This is a genomic window from Nonomuraea sp. NPDC050663 (assembly GCF_044456985.1).
In the GTDB taxonomy this organism is placed as follows: Bacteria; Actinomycetota; Actinomycetes; order Streptosporangiales; family Streptosporangiaceae; genus Nonomuraea.
The window spans coordinates 815,054-833,546 of record NZ_JBITGL010000003.1 but is presented as its reverse complement, the minus strand read 5'-3'; the positions used below and the strand labels follow the sequence as shown (position 1 = coordinate 833,546).

General features: G+C 71.3%; 17 protein-coding genes. 10 read left to right on the top strand and 7 right to left on the bottom strand.

The window, feature by feature from the left end; genetic code table 11:
- Positions 1–15: 15 nt before the first annotated feature.
- Positions 16–228: a hypothetical protein gene (locus ACIBH1_RS12765; protein ID WP_181609853.1), complete on the top strand. Its 213-nt coding sequence runs from the start codon at positions 16–18 to the stop codon at positions 226–228.
- Here ACIBH1_RS12765 and ACIBH1_RS12760 read toward each other — a convergent pair.
- From ACIBH1_RS12760 to ACIBH1_RS12750, 3 genes are read right to left on the bottom strand one after another with little or no spacing between them, the layout of a single operon-like run.
- On the bottom strand, positions 225–641 hold the full coding sequence (locus ACIBH1_RS12760; RefSeq protein WP_397313840.1) for an SRPBCC domain-containing protein: 417 nt from the start codon (positions 639–641) through the stop codon (positions 225–227). The two genes, ACIBH1_RS12765 and ACIBH1_RS12760, sit on opposite strands and share 4 nt — an antisense overlap.
- Complete coding sequence (locus tag ACIBH1_RS12755; protein ID WP_397313839.1) at positions 638–961, bottom strand: ArsR/SmtB family transcription factor; 324 nt, start codon at positions 959–961, stop codon at positions 638–640. Before ACIBH1_RS12755 ends, ACIBH1_RS12760 begins: the two co-directional genes overlap by 4 nt.
- 53 nt (positions 962–1,014) lie before the next feature.
- On the bottom strand, positions 1,015–1,866 hold the full coding sequence (locus ACIBH1_RS12750; protein ID WP_397313838.1) for a siderophore-interacting protein: 852 nt from the start codon (positions 1,864–1,866) through the stop codon (positions 1,015–1,017).
- A gap of 93 nt (positions 1,867–1,959) precedes the next feature.
- On the opposite strand from ACIBH1_RS12750, the gene ACIBH1_RS12745 reads away from it, so the two are divergent.
- Positions 1,960–2,799, top strand: coding sequence for a MerR family transcriptional regulator (locus tag ACIBH1_RS12745; RefSeq protein WP_397313837.1), 840 nt, complete (start codon positions 1,960–1,962; stop codon positions 2,797–2,799).
- A gap of 44 nt (positions 2,800–2,843) precedes the next feature.
- Positions 2,844–3,314: a pyridoxamine 5'-phosphate oxidase family protein gene (locus ACIBH1_RS12740; RefSeq protein WP_397313836.1), complete on the top strand. Its 471-nt coding sequence runs from the start codon at positions 2,844–2,846 to the stop codon at positions 3,312–3,314.
- 29 nt (positions 3,315–3,343) lie between these two features.
- Here ACIBH1_RS12740 and ACIBH1_RS12735 read toward each other — a convergent pair whose 3' ends face one another.
- The 3 genes from ACIBH1_RS12735 to ACIBH1_RS12725 all read right to left on the bottom strand — a co-directional run bounded on the left by ACIBH1_RS12735 (position 3,344) and on the right by ACIBH1_RS12725 (position 7,606).
- Complete coding sequence (locus ACIBH1_RS12735; protein ID WP_397313835.1) at positions 3,344–5,680, bottom strand: GH1 family beta-glucosidase; 2,337 nt, start codon at positions 5,678–5,680, stop codon at positions 3,344–3,346.
- Positions 5,681–5,820: 140 nt separating this feature from the next.
- Entirely contained in the window at positions 5,821–6,582 is a 762-nt protein-coding gene (locus ACIBH1_RS12730) for an SDR family NAD(P)-dependent oxidoreductase (protein ID WP_397313834.1), read from the bottom strand.
- 226 nt (positions 6,583–6,808) lie between these two features.
- Positions 6,809–7,606, bottom strand: coding sequence for an SDR family NAD(P)-dependent oxidoreductase (locus ACIBH1_RS12725; RefSeq protein WP_397313833.1), 798 nt, complete (start codon positions 7,604–7,606; stop codon positions 6,809–6,811).
- 55 nt (positions 7,607–7,661) lie between these two features.
- Here ACIBH1_RS12725 and ACIBH1_RS12720 point away from each other — a divergent pair, with 55 nt between their 5' ends.
- From ACIBH1_RS12720 to ACIBH1_RS12695, 6 genes are all read left to right on the top strand, one after another.
- Positions 7,662–8,258, top strand: coding sequence for a TetR/AcrR family transcriptional regulator (locus ACIBH1_RS12720; protein ID WP_397313832.1), 597 nt, complete (start codon positions 7,662–7,664; stop codon positions 8,256–8,258).
- Between the two features lie 103 nt (positions 8,259–8,361).
- Entirely contained in the window at positions 8,362–10,785 is a 2,424-nt protein-coding gene (locus ACIBH1_RS12715; RefSeq protein WP_397313831.1) for a HelD family protein, read from the top strand.
- Between the two features lie 95 nt (positions 10,786–10,880).
- Positions 10,881–12,092, top strand: a complete 1,212-nt coding sequence (locus ACIBH1_RS12710) for an MFS transporter (protein WP_397313830.1) — start codon at positions 10,881–10,883, stop codon at positions 12,090–12,092.
- Between the two features lie 43 nt (positions 12,093–12,135).
- On the top strand, positions 12,136–12,276 hold the full coding sequence (locus ACIBH1_RS12705; RefSeq protein WP_397313829.1) for a hypothetical protein: 141 nt from the start codon (positions 12,136–12,138) through the stop codon (positions 12,274–12,276).
- A 3-nt stretch (positions 12,277–12,279) separates the two neighbouring features.
- A complete protein-coding gene (locus tag ACIBH1_RS12700) occupies positions 12,280–13,515 on the top strand; it encodes a YcaO-like family protein (protein ID WP_397313827.1) in 1,236 nt (411 codons plus the stop codon).
- A gap of 13 nt (positions 13,516–13,528) precedes the next feature.
- On the top strand, positions 13,529–14,719 hold the full coding sequence (locus ACIBH1_RS12695; protein WP_397313825.1) for an MFS transporter: 1,191 nt from the start codon (positions 13,529–13,531) through the stop codon (positions 14,717–14,719).
- On the opposite strand, the gene ACIBH1_RS12690 is transcribed toward ACIBH1_RS12695, so the two are convergent.
- A complete protein-coding gene (locus ACIBH1_RS12690) occupies positions 14,716–15,171 on the bottom strand; it encodes a MarR family winged helix-turn-helix transcriptional regulator (RefSeq protein ID WP_397313824.1) in 456 nt (151 codons plus the stop codon). The two genes, ACIBH1_RS12695 and ACIBH1_RS12690, sit on opposite strands and share 4 nt — an antisense overlap.
- Before the next feature lie 100 nt (positions 15,172–15,271).
- Here ACIBH1_RS12690 and ACIBH1_RS12685 point away from each other — a divergent pair, with 100 nt between their 5' ends.
- On the top strand, positions 15,272–18,481 hold the full coding sequence (locus ACIBH1_RS12685; RefSeq protein WP_397313823.1) for an efflux RND transporter permease subunit: 3,210 nt from the start codon (positions 15,272–15,274) through the stop codon (positions 18,479–18,481).
- The last annotated feature ends 12 nt before the right edge of the window (positions 18,482–18,493 follow it).

Here is an 18,493-nt window from a genome sequence, read left to right as displayed (position 1 = left end):
GACTACCTTTAGCGCATGAGCAACGACCTGACCGCGCTCGTCCAGCAGACCGAGGACGAAGATCCGCTCCGGGCGCTGCAGGCCACCCGGGCGCTGCGGGCGGAGCTGGAGCGCATCGAGGCCGTGCACGTGCGGCGGGCGCGGGTGGCCGGGCTGCCCTGGGCGCAGATCGCCGACGCGCTGCAGGTGAGCAAGCAGGCCGTGCACAAGAAGTACGGCAGGCGCTAGCGCACGGCGTCGGCGAACCAGCGCAGCGCGATGTTCCACGAGTAGCCGCGCCTGATGCGGCGCTCGACCTCGCTCGGCAGCGTGTCGAGGCCGCGGTGCTCCAGCGTCACCTCGGTGCCCTCGCCGGTGGCGGCGAAGGTGACCTCGATCTCCATGGAGCCGTCGTTGAGCAGGTCGGCCCAGGCCAGCCGGCTGGGCGGCTCCCACACGATCACCTTGCCGACCTCGATGTGGCCGCCGTCGGCGTGCAGCTCGCGCAGGTAGCCGTCGACGAAGCGGATGCCGACCGCCTTGGCGGGTTCCACCCAGCTGTGCGGGCCGCGCACGTACCAGGCGTCGATCTCGTCGGTGAACACCGTGAAGGCGGTCGCCACGTCGATCGGGACCGTCACCCGCGCCTGCACCGCGTTCATCGGGTGCGCTCGACGTGGTTCTTGAACGAGCCGAGCTGCTCGGCCCAGAAGGCCTGGACCTGGTCGAGCCACGCTTGCAGGGCGGCGAAGGGTTCAGGGCGCAGGGTGTAGAGCCGCAGCCGGGCGTCCTGGCTGCCGGTCTCGGCCTCCACCAGGCCGCCCGCGCGCAGGACGCGCAGGTGGCGGCTGAGCGCGGGCGCGCTCATGTCGACGGCGGCGGCCAGTTCGCCCGCCGGGCGCGGGCCTTCGCGCAGCAGGTCGATGACCTTGCGGCGGGTGGGGTCGGCCAGGGCGGCCAGCGTCGCGTCGAGGTCGTTCACAGCGTCATTAACCATTGTGGGACCACGATAACTCCTCACCCGCCGCAGGTGATCTACGAGCGGGCCTGCAGTTCCTGGGCGCGGGCGAGCAGGTCCTGGGCGTCGGCCAGGTCCTCGCCGGTGGGCGCGTCGTCCTGGGTGAGGGTGCGGCGCCAGTAGCCGGAGAAGTCGACGGCCGACTTGGCGATCCCGCGCTCGGAGACCAGGTGGCGGCGCAGCCGCCGGACGGCGGAGGCCTCGCCGGCCAGCCACGCGAAGACCCGGCCGCCGGGGAGCTCGGCGCGGGTGACGGTGTCGACGAGGGCGCCGCCGTCGGTCCAGTGCAGGGTGACCGCGCCGCGGGTGGGCGGCTCCTGCCGGTCGCGCGGGTCGCCGGCCTCGACGAACACCTCGGCGCGCTTGCCGTACGGCAGGGCCTCCATCAGGGTGCCGATGGCGGGCAGGGCGCTCAGGTCGCCCGCGAGCAGCACCCAGTCGGACTCGGCCAGCTCCCGGTCGAGGGGGACGGGGCGGGCGAAGTCGGCCGAGGGGCCGAACATGGCCAGCCGGTCGCCGGGCCGTGCCCGCATGGCCCAGCGGGAGGCGGGGCCGTCGGATCCGTGCAGGACGAAGTCGATGTCGACGGTGTCGTGGCCGCGGGCGCGCAGGGTGAAGCTGCGCATCCACGGTCGTTGCGGTTCGGGGATGGCGGTGAAGGCGGCGTACCAGCTCATCAGCTCGCCGTCGGGGTCGGGCAGGGTCGGGGCGTCCTGGCCCGGGCGCGGGAAGTAGAGCTTGACCTGCTGGTCGGGGCCGGTCTGCGGCAGGCCGGTCAGGTCGTCGGCGGTGAAGGTGACGCGGGCCATGCCGGGTGACAGGCTGCGCACACGGGTGACCTCGAGGGCGCGGATCGGCAGGCGGGGCATGGAGTTCCTCCTCGGTCAGGGCTGTCCTTCAAGCGTGGCATTGAACTCCTATGTGAGACTTTTGGCGCCTTGGACGCGGGCTAGGCTGGATCAGTGGAGGCAGAAGTCGCCAATCGGGGCGAAAGGGTGCGGGTGTCGGAGCTGGCCAGGCGTGCGGGCGTCTCCGTGCAGCAGGTGCGCAACTACGCCGACCAGGGGTTGCTGCCGCCCGTGGAGCGGGCGGGCAACGGGTACCGGGTCTTCACCGGCGAGCACGAGCGCGCGTTGCGGACGGTGCGGAGCATGGCGGCGGGGCACGGGTGGCAGTGCACGGGGGAGGTCATGCGGGCCGTGCACGCCGGGCGGCTGGAGGACGCGCTGGCGCTCGTGGATGCCAGCCATGCGGAGCTGAGCCGGGAGCGGGCCGATCTGGCGCGGGTGCTGGGGGCCTTCGAGGAGCTGGCCGCGCCGGCTGGGCGGTCGGATGCGGGGGCGCCCGAGGTGCTGGCCGGGCTCACCTCGGCTCGGGTGGAGACGGCTCGGGCGGGAGCTGGTCGGGCCGACGCGGGTCTGGTGGGCGCGGGCCGGGCCGGGGCGGGCCGGGTGGGAGCGGCTGGGGTGATGCGGGTGGGGGAGGTGGCCGGGCTGGTCGGGGTGCGCGCGTCGGCGCTGCGTGTGTGGGAGTCGATGGGGTGGCTGCGCCCCTCGCGCGACCGCGTCACCGGATACCGCGTCTACGACGCCCACGAGGTGCGCAAGGCGCAGGCGGTCGCGCTGCTGCGGCGGGCGCACTATCCGCTGCCGGCCGTCGAGGCGGTGATGCGCGAGCTCGACAGCGCGGGCAGCCCGCAGCGGCTGCGCAGGGAGCTGGCCCGGCGTGGCGAGGACCTGCACCGGCTCAGCCTCCTGCGCCTGGCGGGGTCGGCGGCGCTCTACGACTATCTGCGGGCCTGACGCGGCGTCGTGGTTTTGTCGGTGGGGTGGTGAAGGATGGCGGCATGACTTCTTGGGCTGAGTTCGAACAGCAGGCTCCGGAGCTCGCGGGCGTCGTCGGGGGGCTGATGGCCGCGCACAAGCACAAGGTGATGGCCACCTTGCGCAAGGACGGCTCGCCGCGTGTCAGCGGCACCGAGACCGAGATCAAGGAGGGTCAGCTCTGGATGGGGTCGATGCCGGGCGCGGTCAAGGCGCTCGACCTGCGCCGCGATCCGCGCATGGCGCTGCACGTCACCTCGCCCGATCCCGATCAGGACAAACCCGACGACTGGGCGGGTGACGTCAAGCTGAGCGGGCGGGCGGAGGAGATCACCGACCCCGAGACCCTGGCCCGCTTCGAGATGCCCGGCGACGGGCCTCACCTGTTCCGCGTCGATCTGTCCGAGGTCGTCTGGACCCGCGTCCAGGGTGACGAGCTGGTGATGGACGTCTGGCACGAGGGCAAGGGCGTGCGCCAGGTGCGACGTAAGTAATCTACAAAGTAAAGGCGGTCGGTTGGGCGCTAAGCGCGGCTCGATTCGCGCACGATCAGCTGCGCCGACAGCAGAGCCGAGCTCACCGGACGGCCCTCCAGCCGAGACAGCAGCAGCCGCGCCAGCGTGAGGGCCTGATCGCCCGCGCGCTCGCTGATCGTGCTCAGCCCCGCGTAGGCGGCCGCCTGCACATCGCCGAACCCGACCACGGCCACGTCGTCACGACCCGCCTCCCGCAGGGCACGCAACACTCCGAGGGCCATCACGTCCGACGAGGCGAACACCGCCTGCACGCCCGGGTCGTCGTCGAGCACCCGCCGCATGGCCTCGGCGCCCGAGTGCTGCGTGTGCTCGCCGACGGTGAGGAAGGGCTGCAGCCCGGCCTCGCGCATCGCCTCCCGGTAGCCGGCCAGCCGGTCGCGCACCCGCGCCTGCTCCATCGGCCCGCACACCATCGCGATCCGGGTGCGTCCCGTCTCCATCAGGTGCCGGGTGGCCAGGGCGCCGCCGCCGGCGTTGTCGATGTCGACGCACGGCACCAGCGACGAGAAGGCAGGCTTGCCCAGCAGCACCATCGGCACCGCCGTGCCGTACAGCCGGGAGATGAGGGGGTCGGCGCCGTCGTGCGGGGCCAGCAGAACGCCGTCGACGTGGCCAGACTCGACGTGCGAGACGAGGGCGGAGCGGTTGTGCTCGGTGTCGGCCAGCAGCAGCGTGATGCGTTTGCCGGCCGCCTGGATGGCCTGGCCGGCGGTCATGACGAGCGTGCCGATGCCCGTCTCGTCGCGTTCGGGCGAGGTGGCCACCACCAGGGCGACGGTCTCGGTGCGCTGGGTGACGAGGTTGCGGGCGGCGGCGTTGGGCACGTAGTCGAGCTGGTTGACGGCGTGCAGCACCGCTTCGCGGATCTCGGGGCTGACCGAGTTCTCGCCGTTGACGACGCGCGAGACGGTGGCGCGCGAGACGCCCGCGCGTGCCGCCACCGTCTCCAGGGTGGGGCGTTTGGGGCGGCTGACCGGCAGCCCGTTGTGGCGGATGACCTCGCGATACCAGCGGCCGCTGTCCTTGACGGTGCGCAGCTGGGTGTCGAAGTCGACGTGGATGATGCCGAAGGTGCGCCGGTAGCCCTCGGCCCACTCGAAGTTGTCCATCAGCGACCAGACGAAGTAGCCCTTGCAGGGCACCCCGTCGGCGATGGCGTGCCGTACGGCGCGCAGGTGCTCGTCGAGGAAGGCGGTGCGGTCGGCGTCGGCGACGGCGCCCGATCTGACCACGTCGGAGAAGGCCGCGCCGTTCTCGGCCACGACGAGCTCGACGCCCGGGTAGCGGCGGGCGAGCTGGCGCAGCAGCAGCGACAGGCCGTTGGGCACGATCGGCCAGCCCATGGCGGTGGCGGTGACGTGCGAGTCGGAGAAGCGCACCCCCTCGACGCCCGGGTAGGCGGGGTTGGGCGGCGCTCCAGGCTCGGCGCGCACGATGGTGGGGGCGTAGTAGTTGACGCCGAGCACGTCGATCGGCTCGCTGATGATCTCCAGGTCGCCCGGCCGTACATGGGCGTCGGGCAGGCCCGCCGGATACCCGCCGCGCAGGACCGCGTCGAGGAACTGCCGGTTGAGCACGGCGTCGACCTGCTCGACGGCGCGGGCGTCGGGCTCCGGCAGGGTCGCCGAGGGGTCGGCGACCTGGTCGGGGGTGAGCACGGGGGAGAGGTTGAGCGGGATGCCGATGCGGCGGGCGCCGGCGGCGCGCAGCGCCTGCACGCCCAGGCCGTGGGCGAGCAGCATGTGGTGGCCGACGGCGAAGACGGTCTCGGCGGGGGAGACGCGTCCCGGCGCGTGCAGGCCGATGCCGTAGCCGAGGCTGGCCTGGACGAACGGCTCGTTGACGGTCAGCCAGGTGTCGACGCGGTCGCCGAGCCTGTCGTGTACGGCACGCGCGTAGTCGGCGAAACGCCAGGCGGTGTCGCGGCTGGTCCAGCCGCCGTCGTCCTCGAGCGCCCTGGGCAGGTCCCAGTGGTAGAGGGTGACGTAGGGGGCGATGCCGGCGGCGAGCAGCTCGTCGGTGAGGCGGTCGTAGAAGTCGAGCCCGCCGGTGTTGAGCGCGCCGCGCCCGTCGGGCTGCACGCGCGGCCATGCGACCGAGAAGCGGTAGGCCGCCAGGCCCAGCTCCTTCATGAGGGCGACGTCCTCGCGGTAGCGGTGGTAGTGGTCGCAGGCCACCTCGCCGGTGTCGCCGTGGGCGGGGGCGAAGCCGTCCCAGATCGACGGTCCGCGGCCGTCCTCCTTGGTGGCGCCCTCGATCTGGTAGGCCGAGGTGCCCGCGCCCCAGACGAACCCGCGCGGGAAGGTCAGCGCCGTGGCCTTCACGGCTGCGGGCGGAGGTCGTGCCGGGAGGCGGCGGTGGTCATGGGGGCGGCCCTTCACGTGATCACGAGTGGAGTCAGTGTACGGCTCTGCGCCCTTCGAGGGGATTCGCGCCGAGGGTGAGGACTTGCTAGTGGGGTGCCTCAGTGGACGGAGAAGCCGCCGTCGACGAAGAGCATCTGGCCGGTGACGAACGCCGAGGCGTCGGAGGCGAGGAAGACGGCGGCGCCGGCGAAGTCGGCGGGCAGGCCGTTGCGGCCGACGAGGTGGCGGGCGGCCAGCTCTTCGACGCGTCCCGGCTGGGCCTGGGCGGGCTCGGTGAGCGGGGTCAGGACGAAGCCGGGCATGAGGGTGTTGACCAGGACTCCCTGCTTCGACCAGGCCTCGGCCTGGGAGCGGGTGAGCCCGGCGATGGCGGCCTTGCTGACGCCGTAGGCGCCGCTGTCGCCGAAGGCGCTGATGGACTGCTGGGAGCCGATGTTGATGATGCGGCCCCATCCCCGCTCGGCCATCCGGGGGCCGAAGTGCTGGCCGAGCCGGTAGGGGGCGGTGACGTTGAGGGCGATGGTCTGGGCGTAGTCGTCGTCGGTGAGGGCGTGCATGGGCTTGCGGATGTTGTTGGCGGCGTCGTTGACGAGGATGTCGACGGTGCCCGCCGTGTCGCACACGCGGGTGACGTCGCCGCTGTCGCCGAGGTCGCCGCTGATCCAGCGAGCTCGCACGCCGAGCGCTCGGAGCTGCTCGGCCGCCTGGGCGAGCTGGGGTTCGCGGCGGGCGACCAGGACCACCTCGGCGCCAGCCCGGCCGAGAGCCTCGGCGATGGCGTAGCCGATGCCGGAGCTGCCGCCGGTGACCAGGGCGGTGCGCCCGTCGAGGGCGAACAGCGAGTGCAGGTAGTCGGCCATGGTGGGGGACTCTATCGTGCGGCCGATCACGGGGTGGGAGGTGGTCGGGCGGGGGGTGGGAGGCGGTCGGGCGGGGGGTGGGAGGCGGTCGGGCGGGGCAGGCGGAGGCGTGGCGCGGGGTCTCGGGTGGGGCGTGGAGGTGGAGGCGCGGCGTCGGGCGCGTCGGGCGGCGCCGGGCGGCGTGGCACACCGGCGCTGCGGCGGGGTGGGGCGTGGCGGTGGGGTGTCAGGCCGGGGTGGGAGAGGTGAGGGCGTGGAGTCGCTCGTCGAGGCGTGTCGCTTCCCGCGCGTCGATCGCGAGCGTGATCGGTCGCCCCTTCCTCCAGGCGGTGAGGGGCGCGGCCGGTGGCCGGTCGAGGTGCGAGACGATCGGCGGTACGGCCCGGCCGACCGGCTGGGCGAACAGCGCTGCCGCGACGCGCACGAGCCCCCGCACGGGCTGCCGGAACGGCTCGTGCAGCGTGGTGTCCACGAACACCGGGTTGTGCAGCACGTACCTGATCCGTTCCGAGCGATACCCGGCGCCGAGCAGTTCGGCGGCCTTGGCGCCCTGCCGGGTGGCGTCGAGCGCCCGGTAGCGGCGTTCCAGCTGGAGGTCGTCCCAGTGGATGCGCCCGCCCTGTCCCACGCCGCACAGGTTGACGATCACGGGTGCGTTGGCCTTGTCGAGGGCGTCGCGCAGCCCGGAGGCCATGAGCCAGCGGTTGAGCACGTAGAGCGCGAAGGTGTGCTCGAAGCCCTCGGCGGTCAGGACTCGCGCGGGGTTGTAGCGGAAGGCGGCCAGCACGAGCGCGTCGATCGCGGGGTGTTCGGCCGCGAGCTGTTGTGTCAGCTCCCGGGTGCGGGCCACCGAGCTGAGGTCGGCCTGGACGAATCGGGCCCGTGGCGCCTGGGCGCGCAGCCGCCGACCGCTCGCTTCGGTGCTGCCGACGGCCACGACGTGGTCGCCGCGTTCGCTGTGGTGGCGGGCGAGGGCCAGGCCGATACCGCTGGTGCCGCCGGTGATGACGATGGTGCGCGCCATAAGGTGAGGGTCTCCTCAAGTTGAGTGTGACCTCAAGTTAGCTAGGCTGGCCGTCATGCGCAAGGACGCTTTGCACAATCGCGAACGCCTGCTGGAGGCGGCCCGGCGGCTGTTCGCCGACCGGGGGCTCGAGGTGCCGCTGGAGGAGATCGCCCGCGAGGCGGGGGTGAGCATCGGCACGCTCTACAACCGTTTCCCGGCCCGGCAGGCCCTGGTGGAGGCGGTGTTCGCCGACCGGGTACGCGCCGTGGCTGAGCTGGCCGAGCGGGCAATGGTCATGGACGACGCCTGGGAAGCCTTCGCCGCGTTCCTGACCGGGGTGTGCGAGCTGCAGTCGGCCGATCTCGGCTACAACGACCTGGTCGCGCGCGCCGCGCCGCTGGAAGGGGATCGGGGGTTCGCGCTGATGGGCGAGCTCCTGGAGCGGGCGCGGCGTGAGGGCGGCCTGCGCGCCGACGTGGAGCTGTCCGACCTGGCCTTCGTGCTGTGGGGGGTGGCGGCGACGATCAGGGCCACGCGCGCGACGGCTCCGGGTGTGTGGCGGCGTCACCTGGCCCTGGCGCTCGACGGCCTTCGCTCGGCTGGAGCGCATGCGCTTCCGGCGCCTGCCCTGACGGTCGGCGAGGTGCGCGCGGCGATGGGGGAGTGCTGAGGAGAACGGGTTTGGCGATGCGGCGGGGAGCTGGTACGCTTCCATACCCGCGTGCACGCGAAATAGAGGCCTCGAAACCTCTAAGAAGGAGACTAGTCACAGAATGGCGATCCGTCAAGCTGTCAAGCTCGAACAGGCGAAAGTGACGATGCTCTACGGCCGCCTCGACGCGGCCCGCGACAAGGCTTCGCAGGCGCTGAAGTCCGCCTACGCCGCCGGGTCGGAGATGACGATCGCCCGGGAGCGCGTGGAGCGCGAGGCCATGGCCGCCGAGCAGGCCAGACGCCTGGCGCAGCTGCACGCGGTCGAGAACGGCCTGGTCTTCGGATGCATCGATCTCGGCGACGGCGAGAGCACCTACGTGGGCCGCATCGGCCTGCGCGACGACGATCACGAGTCGGTGCTCATCGACTGGCGCGCGCCGGCGGCCCGGCCGTTCTACGTGGCGACCCCCAGCGATCCGGGCGGGGTGGTGCGCCGCCGCCACATCCACACCCGCGAGCGCACGGTGGTGGGGCTCGACGACGAGGTGTTCGACCTGGAGGCGATGAGCGACGGCGACCGCCGCACGCTGGTGGGGGAGGCGGCGCTGCTGGCGGCGCTGCGCAAGGGCCGCACGGGCCGCATGAGCGACGTGGTGGCCACGATCCAGAGCGAGCAGGACCGGGTGATCCGCGCGGGACTGGCCGGCGCGCTGGTCGTGCAGGGCGGCCCCGGCACCGGCAAGACGGTCGCGGCGCTGCACCGGGCGGCCTACCTTCTCTACACCCACCGCGACACGCTGGAGCGGCGGGGCGTGCTGGTCGTGGGGCCCAACCCGATGTTCCTGCGCTACATCGGCCAGGTGCTGCCGTCGCTGGGGGAGACCCAGGTGGTGCTGGCCACGGTCGGGGAGCTGTTCCCGGGGGTGAAGGCGGTCGCGCACGACGCGCCGGAGGTCGCGGTGGTCAAGGGCGACCTGCTCATGGCCGGGCTGGTGGAGGCGGCGGTCGCCGACCGCCAGCGGCTGCCGCAGGGCGATGGGCTGGAGGTCGTGCTCGACGGTGAGGTGCTGCGGGTGCCGCGCGAGGTGGTGGCGCGTATCAGGGAGCGGGCGCGTGCCGTACGGCTGGCGCACAACATGGCGCGCAAGCTGTTCGTCACCGAGATGCTGCGCGAGCTGGCGGCCGACCGGGCGCGGCAGTTCGACGACGCGACGGCGCTGACGAACTTCATGTCGGAGGCGCAGGCCGCCGCGTTCGAGCGCGAGCTGGCCGAGGAGCTGGCCCCGGCCGACGACGATCCCGAGCAGCGTGAGCGTGACGTGGCCGCCGACGCGCGTGACCTGTGGGAGCTGGCCCCGGTGCGACGGGCGCTCGACGCGTTGTGGCCGGAACTGACCCCCGGGCAGCTGATCGGGGAGCTGCTGAGCGACGCCGAGGCCCTGGAGCGCCTGTCGCCGGAGGGGTTGCGCTGGTGGCATGTGCTGCGTGTGCCCGAGGCGGGCGGCACCGACGGCTGGCCGCAGGATCGTGCCTTCACCGGTTCGGCCGGCGGTCGCGGCCCGGAGGGGTGGCGCCAGGCCGACTGGGCGGCCTTCCCGTGGACGATCGACGACGTGCCGCTGCTCGACGAGGCTGCGGAGCTGCTGGGCGAGGACGACTCGGCGCGCAAGCGCTCCGAGCGGCGTGAGCAGGCCGAGCGGGCCGAGCGTGAGCTGTTCGCGCGCGAGGTCATGGAGGTGTCGGGGGTGGCGGAGCTGGGTTATCAGGAGATGAGCGCCGACTTGCTGGCCGAGCGCAACGACGGCGGCGGCGCGGTGCTGAGCACGGCGGCGCGGGCGATGGCCGACCGTTCGTGGGCCTACGGTCACGTGATCGTCGACGAGGCGCAGGAGTTGTCGCCGATGGCCTGGCGCACGCTGATGCGCCGGGTGCCGGCCAAGTCGCTGACGGTGGTGGGCGACATCGCGCAGACCGGTTCGGCGGCGGGCGCCTCGGCGTGGGGTCAGATGCTGGACCCGTATCTGGAGGGCCGCTGGCGCGAGGAGCGGCTGCTGGTCAACTACCGCACCCCGGTGGAGATCATGGATGTGGCGCGTGAGGTGCTGCATCTGGTGGATCCGGCGCTGGAGCCGCCGGAGTCGGTGCGCAGCGGGGGCGACGCGCCGCGGGCGGTGCGCTGCGGTCTGGAGCAGCTGCCGGATCTGGTGGCCGAGGAGGCGGCGGCGATCGGCGAGGGTCAGGTCGGCGTGGTGGTCTCCGACGGGGCCTTCGAGGCGGTGGCCGAGCTGTTCCCGCAGGCCAGGGAGGTGGAGGGCCCGGTGGTGGTGCTGACCGTCACCGAGTCGAAGGGCCTGGAGTTCGACGCGGTGGTGGTCGTCGATCCGGAGGGCATCCTGGCGCAGCCGCAGGGGGCCAGAGACCTCTACGTGGCGGTGACGAGGGCCACGCGCAGGCTGGCGGTGGCGCACGGCGGGGTGCTGCCGACCGTACTGGGAAATCTACAAAGTAAAGAAGACCGGCTGGTTGACCAGTCCGCTTTGTAGTGTTTCCGTGAGGTTTCGACTACAAAATCGCCACTAGGGGGAGGGGCGCTGAGGAACCTCGGCCGGGCCCGCTGCTTCGTGCGCGGGCCCACCTGATGCGGGCCGTCCTTCGGCGCAAGGACTTCAGGCTGGTCTGCTTCGGGATGGCGGTCAGCCTGCTGGGCGACGCCTCGCTGCTGCTGATCCCGGCCATCCTGGCCAAGAAGCTGACCGGTTCCAACAGCGCGGCCGGGCTGACGTTGTTCTTCTTCTCCCTGCCGCTGCTGTTCGCGCCGCTGTTCGGGGTGCTGATCGACCGGGTCGACCGGCGGCGGCTGCTGGTGGTGACCTGCCTGTGCTCGGCGTTGGCGCTGCTGCCGCTGGCGGCGGTGTCGGCCGAGTCGTTCTGGCTGCTGTACGCGGTGTCGGCGGCGATGGGGTGCTCCTACACGGTGACGTTCGCGGCGCTGGGCGGGTTGCTGAAGGCGATGCTGCCCGAGGAGCTGCTGGCGCAGGCCAACGCCTCGCTGCTGACGACCAGGCAGGGGCTGCGGCTGGTCGGGCCGCTGCTGGGGGTGGCGATCTACAGCGCGTTCGGGCTGGGCGCGGTGGTGGTCTTCGACATGGTGACCTTCGGGGTGGCGGCGCTGGCGTTCGCGCTGATGCCGGCGGTGCCGTACGCCCGCCGGGTCAGGGGTGTCAGGGGCGGGGCGAGCTGGCGGGAGGAGTTCGGCGCCGGGGTGCGCCTGTTACGGCTGGATCCGAAGTTGCGGCGCGCGGGCACGGCGCTGAGCGTGATGTTCGCCGTGGGCGGGGCGACCGAGTCGTTGATCTTCGCGGTGATCGAGGCGCTGGGGCGCAGCCCGGAGTTCGCGGCGGTGACCTCGGCGGCGATGGGGGTGGGGGCGATCGGCGGCGGGCTGGTCGCGGCGTCGGCGATCGGCCGGTGGGGCGAGCTGGCGGCGATCGGCGCGGGCGTCGGTCTGTACGGCGTGGCGATCGCGTTGTGGCTGGTGGCGGCCGAGGGGGTGATGGTGGCGACGATGGCGGCCTCGGGTGCCGGGGTGACGCTGACGAGCGTGGCGATGGCGACGTTGTTGCAGCGGCGCAGCCCTGAGGAGGTGGTGGGCCGGGTGGCCACCGCGTTCGACGCGGTTTCGGGCGGGGCGCAGCTGGTGGCGGTGGCGGCGGGGGCGTTGCTGGTGACGCTGGTCGACTATCGGGTGCTGCTGGTGGCGGTGGCGGGGGTGTGCGCGCTGGCCGCCTGGCATGCGTTTTCAGGGGGTCCGCGAAGATTACGGCCAGATGTTGACCTTTGTCGTGACTGATGTTGTGGTGGAGATCGTCCATCCCCTCGAAAGGAGCACGTGCATGGGCAACAGCAACTCCGACGGCGGTCTGCTGACCAAGCCGGGCAGCCGGCTGCTGGAGGACGACTTCACGCTGACCCTGAGCGAGAAGACGCTGCTCGAGGCGACCTTCACCGTCCGCTACGCGCCCGGCGCCCGCTAGGCGATGGGGGTTCGCGCCCGAAGGGAGCGCGCGGTCTCGACCGATGCCGCGCTGGAGGTCATCGAGCGGGTGCTGGCCGATGCGGGGCTGACGGCGACGTTCGTCTCCTCCGGGTCGGAGCGTTACCCCGTGCACCGCTGTTCGCTGCTGGACGGCCGTGGCGAGCTGGTGGCCGAGTCGCTGGGCAAGGGCGCCGGGCGGCAGAGCCGGGCCAGCGCTCTCTTCGAGGCGTGGCAGCACCTGCTGCACGATCGGGGGCAGGCGGGCCTGCCGGAGGATCCGCGGGTGCGGGTGCTGCCGATCAAGCGGGTGGTGGAGCAGGAGGCGTTGCGTGGTGAGCGCATGCTGGCGCGCCTGGCCGACGACTTCGCGCAGGTGAACGTGGCCTGCCTGCCGCTTTCGCCGCTGCGCGGCACCGGGGAGGTGTGGTTTCCCGCCTTCGCGCGCTCCCCCGCGTGCCGTGATCATCCGGTGCCCGGTGACGACCTGCAGGTGTATGCGCCGTATCTGCGTTACGCCTACGACAACGGGACGGCGACCGGGCTGGACCGTGACGAGGCGGTGTTGCACGCGCTGCTGGAGGTGGTCGAGCGCGACTGCCTGTCGCACGCGCTGCTGCGCTGGTACCTCGACGACGGTTCGCCGCTGCGTGCCGTACCTCGTGAGGGGTTGCCGCCGGATCTGCGGCAGTTGTTCGACGAGGTGGGTGAGCGGCTGGGTGCTCCTCCCCTGGTGGTGGAGATCACCTCGGATCTGGGGGTGCCGGCGTTCTGCGCGTTGCCGTCGCGGCCGGGCGGTGATCCGGGGGTGCTGGGTTCCGGGGCGTCGCTGAGTGCCGCCTACGCGGTGGAGCGGGCGTTGACGGAGCTGGCGCAGTCGGCGTTCAACATGGGGCTGGGGGTGGATCTGACGCTGCAGGCGCGGCTGGCGAGCTTGCGGGAGTGGCCGTTGCTGGAGCGGTGCGCGCGGGTGGATCCGGGTCCGTTGCTGGATCGGTTGCGGTTCGAGGCGTCGTGCGAGGTGGAGGTGGTGCCGGAGCGGCCGGTGGCCGGTCAGGTGGAGTTGCTGCTCGACGTGCTGGAGGCCGAGGGCATGCGGGCGTGGTGGTTCGAGTGGGGGCCGTCGCGTGCGGAGTGTCCGGTGCTGACGGTGGTGGTGCCCGGCATGGACCATTTCTCGATGGTGCACAGCGCGGTGCCGGTGCTGCCGACGGGGCGGGCGTTCTCGTTGCTGGCGTGAGGGGGCTGGGTGGATGGCTGTGCTGGCCAGGCGCGACTTCCGGTGGGTGTTCGCGGGCCTGGCGGCCAGCATGCTGGGCGATGCGTCGCTGCTGCTGATGCCGGCGATCCTGGCCAAGACGCTGACGGGCTCCAACAGCGCGGCCGGGCTGGTGTTGTTGTTCTTCACGGTGCCGATGGTGTTCGCTCCGCTGCTGGGGGTGGTGATCGACCGGGTCGATCGGCGGCGGCTCCTGATGGTGGCGTGCCTGGTCTCGGCGGTGGCGGTCTCGCCGCTGGCGCTGGTGTCGGGGCGGTCGACGGCGTGGCTGGTGTATCCGGTGGCGGTGGGGATGGGCCTGTCGTACACGGTGATCTTCTCGGCGCTGGCGGGGTTGCTGAAGGGCATGTTGCCGGCGCGGGAGCTGGCGGGGGCCAACGCGTTGCTGACCTCGACGCGGCAGGGGCTGCGGTTGCTGGGGCCGCTGCTGGGCGTGGCGTTGTACGCCGGGGTGGGGTTGTGGTCGGTGGTGGTGTTCGACGTGCTGACGTTCGTGGTGGCGGCGGGGTGTTTCGCGATGCTCCCGTCGGTGCCGCGGCCGCCGCGCCGGGCGTGGGTGAGCCTGCGGGTGGAGGTGGGCGCGGGCGCGCGGCACGTGTGGGGTGAGCCGGTGCTGCGCAGGGCGATGGCGTGCCTGAGCCTGTTCTTCCTGGTGGCGGGGGCGACGGAGTCGCTGATCTTCGCGGTGATCGAGGCGCTGGGGCGCGGGCCGGAGTTCACCGCGTTCACTTCGGTGGCGCTGGGGGTGGGCGCGGTGGGGTGCGGGCTGGGGTCGGCGCGGCTGGTGGCCAGGTTCGGGGAGCCGGCGATGGTGGGTGCGGGGGTGTTCTTGTACGGCCTGGCGATCGGTTTGTGGCTGGTGCCGGTCGAGGCGGTGATGGTGGGGGCGATGGCGCTGGCGGGTGCCGGGCTGACGCTGAGCGGGGTGGCGATGCGGACGTTGCTGCAGCGGCGCAGTCCCGATGAGGTGATGGGGCGGGTCTCGACCGCCTACGACGCGGTGGCGGGTGCCGGGCAGCTGGTGTCGGTGGGTGCGGGGGCGTTGCTGGCGTTGTGGGTGGACTACCGGGTGCTGGTGGCGGCGGTGTCGGTGGTGTGCCTGCTCGCTCCCCTTGTTAATCTACAAAGTAAAGCCGCTCGGCTGGCAGAAAACTACCCCTCTTAACTGCCGAAATCACCTTCGTCGAAGGCGGCCAGGATCTTCCCGGTGACGTGGTCGAGGGCGCGCAGGGTGTCGGTGTCGAGGCGTTCCATGATCCGGCGGTAGTGCTCCAGGCCGGCGTTGTTGATCTCTTCGAGCATCGCGCGGCCCGCTTCGGTCAGCTCCACCCGGCGCACGCGCCGGTCGCGTGGGTCCTCGTGGCGGTCGACGAGCTCCTGGGCGACGAGGCGGTCGACGATGCCGGTGACGGTGCCCAGGCTGACGCCGAGGCTGGCGGCGATGTCGCGGCCCGAGGCCGAGCCGGTGACGGCCAGGAACATCAGCACGTGCAGCTGGCGCATGGTGAGGTTGCTGGTGGCCAGGGGTGAACGGTGCCGGGCGAAGGCTCGTGCCAGGTGGCGCTGGGATTCCCCGATGCGTTTGATCAGCTCTTCGCGTTCGTCGCTCACTCTCACCTCTCGCTTCCTGAGAAGGTTATCAGGAAGCCCAGGTGAGGCTAAATATTTGGGCAAGGCAAAGTGTTAGGGTGGGGCGAACTCTTGGAGGGGGTCCCGCATGACTGGATTGGCGCGGGCTAGTCTGGCCAACCGCAGCCTGGTGGTGTTGATCTCGCTGGTGCTCAGCGCGTTCGGGGTGTTCACCATCCCGCAGCTGAAGCAGCAGTTGTTCCCGTCGTTGTCGTTCCCTGGCGCCTTTGTGATGGCAGCCTACCCCGGCGCTTCTCCCGAGATCGTCGAGGAGCAGGTGGCCAAGCCGATCGAGGATTCCTTCGCCGGCTTGGAGGGTGTGGAGGAGGTGACCTCCACCTCCAAGGAAGGCATGACGCAGATCCAGGTGGCGTTCGCCTACGGCACCGACATGGACGCGGCTGTGAGCAAGATGCAGCAGGCGGTCAGCAGGGCGCCGTTGCCGGATTCGGTGGATCCGCAGGTGGTGGCGGGGTCGACGGACGACATCCCGGTGCTGGTGCTGGCGGTCGGTGACGGCGGCGACGAGCGGGCGATGGCCGACAAGCTGCGCACGATCATGATCCCTGAGTTGCAGGCGATCGAGGGTGTGCGTGAGGCGACGGTCACGGGTGTGCGTGACGAGCAGGTGGTCATCACGCCGGATCTGGGCAAGATGTTGGTGGCGGGGGTGTCGCCGGCGCAGATTCCCGAGGTGCTGCGGGCCAACGGCACGCCGATTCCGGCGGGGTCGCTCACGTCCGATGATCGGACGCTGACGGTGCAGGTCGGGTCGCGGGTGGATTCGATCGAGAAGCTGAAGGATCTGTACCTGACGCCTCAGCAGCCGTCGTTGCAGCAGCCGGCTCAGCAGCAGGGGCGTCCTGGTCAGCAGGGTCAGCCTGGTCAGACTGGTCAGCTTGGTACGCAGCAGCGGCCTGCCGCCGTGCCTACTGCCACGCCGAAGCCGTTGCCGCCCGTCAAGCTGGGTGATGTCGCCTTCATCGAGCGCAAGCTGGCCGATGCGACCGCGTTGACGCGGACCAACGGCAAGGCGAGCCTGGGTGTGTCGATCACGATGAAGCCCGACGGGAACGCGGTGGCGATCTCGCACGAGGTGCGTGAGCAGCTTCCGGCGTTGACGCGTCAGCTGGGTGACTCCTCCGACAGCCGGGTGGATGTGATCTTCGACCAGGCGCCGTACGTGGAGCGCTCGATCGAGGATCTGGCGACCGAGGGTCTGCTGGGTCTGGGCTTCGCCGTACTGATCATCTTGGTGTTCCTGTTGTCGGTGCGTTCGACGTTGGTGACGGCGGTGTCGATCCCGATGTCGGTGGTGATCGCGCTGATCGTGTTGTGGGCGGGCGACTATTCGCTGAACATGCTCACGCTGGGCGCGCTGACGATCGCGGTGGGCCGGGTGGTCGACGACTCGATCGTGGTGCTGGAGAACATCAAACGACATCTCGGGTACGGCGAGGCCAAGCGGGCCGCGATCGTGACGGCGGTGCGTGAGGTGTCGGGTGCGGTGACCGCCTCGACGTTGACGACGGTGGCGGTGTTCGCGCCGATCGCGTTCGTCGGCGGCATGGTGGGTGAGTTGTTCGCGCCGTTCGCGATCACGGTGACGGTGGCGTTGCTGGCGTCGCTGGTGGTGTCGCTGACGGTGATCCCGGTGCTGGCGTTCTGGTTCCTGAAGGCCAAGCCGCTGTCGCCGGCGGAGGCGCAGGCGGTGCAGGACAAGGAGCTGCGTTCTCCGTTGCAGCGCATGTACCTGCCGGTGTTGCGGTTCGCGACGCGTCGTCGTCTGGTGACGTTGCTCATCGGTGTGCTGGTGTTCGCCGGGACGATGGGGATGGCGGGCAGTCTGCAGACGAACTTCATCGATTCGGCCGGTCAGGACACGATCTCGATGACGCAGCGGATGCCGGTGGGCACCGACCTGGAGACGTCCGACAAGGCGGCGAAGAAGGTCGAGGAGCTGCTGGCGGGTATCGACGAGGTCGACTCGTACCAGGTGACCGTCGGTGGCGGCAACGCCATGATGGGCGGGCTGGGTGGTGGCGCCGATCGGGTGTCGTACTCGGTGACCGTCGCTGAGGGTACGGACACGCCGGCGGTTGAGGAGCGGCTGCGCTCGGAGCTCGGCAAGATGTCGGGTGTCGGTGAGGTGTCGGTCGGCGGTCAGGGCGGTGGCGGTTTCGCTTCCGACGGCGTCGAGGTGATCGTGCGTGGTGCTGATGCGGCGGGGCTGAGGTCTGCTGCCGACAGTGTGGCTGCGGCGATGAAGGATGTGCCGGGGCTTCGTGAGGTGTCGTCGAACCTGGAGGCGTCGGCGCCGCGGATCGAGGTACGGGTCGATCGGGAGAAGGCCGCTGCTCGAGGGTTGAGCGAGGCGCAGATCGGTCAGACGGTGGCGCAGGCCTTCCGTGGTGCTCCGCTGGGTCAGGTGAGCCTGGACGGCCGGGCGTCGAGCCTGGTGTTGCGGGTGGGTGAGGCGCCCGAGGATTTGGATGCGGTGCGCAAGCTGCAGCTGCCGACGGCTTCCGGGATGGTGAAGCTGTCGTCGGTGGCGGATGTGGAGGAGGTCGACGGTCCGACGCAGGTGACGCGCATCGATGGTGAGCGTTCTGCGACGGTGTCGGCTAAGGCGGATGCGGCCGATCTGGGTGCGGTGACGACGGCGCTGCAGGCCAAGCTCGACACGCTGGGTGTGAATTACGAGCTGGGTGGCGTGTCGGCCGATCAGCAGGAGGCGTTCGGCGATCTGGGTCTGGCGATGCTGGCGGCGATCGCGATCGTGTTCATGATCATGGTGGCGACGTTCCGTAGTTTCGTGCAGCCGCTGATCCTGCTGGTGTCGGTGCCGTTCGCGGCGACGGGCGCGGTGGGTCTGCTGGTGGCGACGGACACGCCGATGGGTGTGCCGGCTCTGATCGGCATGCTGATGCTGATCGGCATCGTGGTGACCAACGCGATCGTGCTCATCGACCTGATCAACCAGTATCGGGAGCAGGGCATGGGGATCGTGGAGGCGGTGCTGGAGGGTGGCCGCCGGCGGTTGCGTCCGATCCTGATGACGGCGGTGGCGACGATCTGCGCGCTGACGCCGATGGCGTTGGGTGTGACGGGGTCGGGCGGGTTCATCTCCAAGCCGCTGGCGATCGTGGTGATCGGTGGTCTGGTGTCGTCGACGCTGCTGACGTTGGTGCTGGTGCCGACGTTGTACGTGATGGTGGAGCGGACGAAGGAGCGGTTCGGCGGCAAGCCGAAGCAGGTGGCTCCGGAGCCGGACAAGACGCCGGTCCCGGTCGGCTGATCTCTTTGCGAG

Bases quoted from the DNA above. Each gene is read 5' to 3' on its own strand.
- ACIBH1_RS12760 (WP_397313840.1), bottom strand. From the start codon at position 641: ATGAACGCGGTGCAGGCGCGGGTGACGGTCCCGATCGACGTGGCGACC.
- ACIBH1_RS12695 (WP_397313825.1), top strand. From the start codon at position 13,529: ATGGCTGTGCTGGCCAGGCGCGACTTCCGGTGGGTGTTCGCGGGCCTG.
- ACIBH1_RS12750 (WP_397313838.1), bottom strand. From the start codon at position 1,866: ATGCCCCGCCTGCCGATCCGCGCCCTCGAGGTCACCCGTGTGCGCAGC.
- ACIBH1_RS12740 (WP_397313836.1), top strand. From the start codon at position 2,844: ATGACTTCTTGGGCTGAGTTCGAACAGCAGGCTCCGGAGCTCGCGGGC.
- ACIBH1_RS12685 (WP_397313823.1), top strand. From the start codon at position 15,272: ATGACTGGATTGGCGCGGGCTAGTCTGGCCAACCGCAGCCTGGTGGTG.
- ACIBH1_RS12705 (WP_397313829.1), top strand. From the start codon at position 12,136: ATGGGCAACAGCAACTCCGACGGCGGTCTGCTGACCAAGCCGGGCAGC.
- ACIBH1_RS12765 (WP_181609853.1), top strand. From the start codon at position 16: ATGAGCAACGACCTGACCGCGCTCGTCCAGCAGACCGAGGACGAAGAT.
- ACIBH1_RS12710 (WP_397313830.1), top strand. From the start codon at position 10,881: ATGCGGGCCGTCCTTCGGCGCAAGGACTTCAGGCTGGTCTGCTTCGGG.
- ACIBH1_RS12720 (WP_397313832.1), top strand. From the start codon at position 7,662: ATGCGCAAGGACGCTTTGCACAATCGCGAACGCCTGCTGGAGGCGGCC.
- ACIBH1_RS12725 (WP_397313833.1), bottom strand. From the start codon at position 7,606: ATGGCGCGCACCATCGTCATCACCGGCGGCACCAGCGGTATCGGCCTG.
- ACIBH1_RS12700 (WP_397313827.1), top strand. From the start codon at position 12,280: ATGGGGGTTCGCGCCCGAAGGGAGCGCGCGGTCTCGACCGATGCCGCG.
- ACIBH1_RS12730 (WP_397313834.1), bottom strand. From the start codon at position 6,582: ATGGCCGACTACCTGCACTCGCTGTTCGCCCTCGACGGGCGCACCGCC.
- ACIBH1_RS12715 (WP_397313831.1), top strand. From the start codon at position 8,362: ATGGCGATCCGTCAAGCTGTCAAGCTCGAACAGGCGAAAGTGACGATG.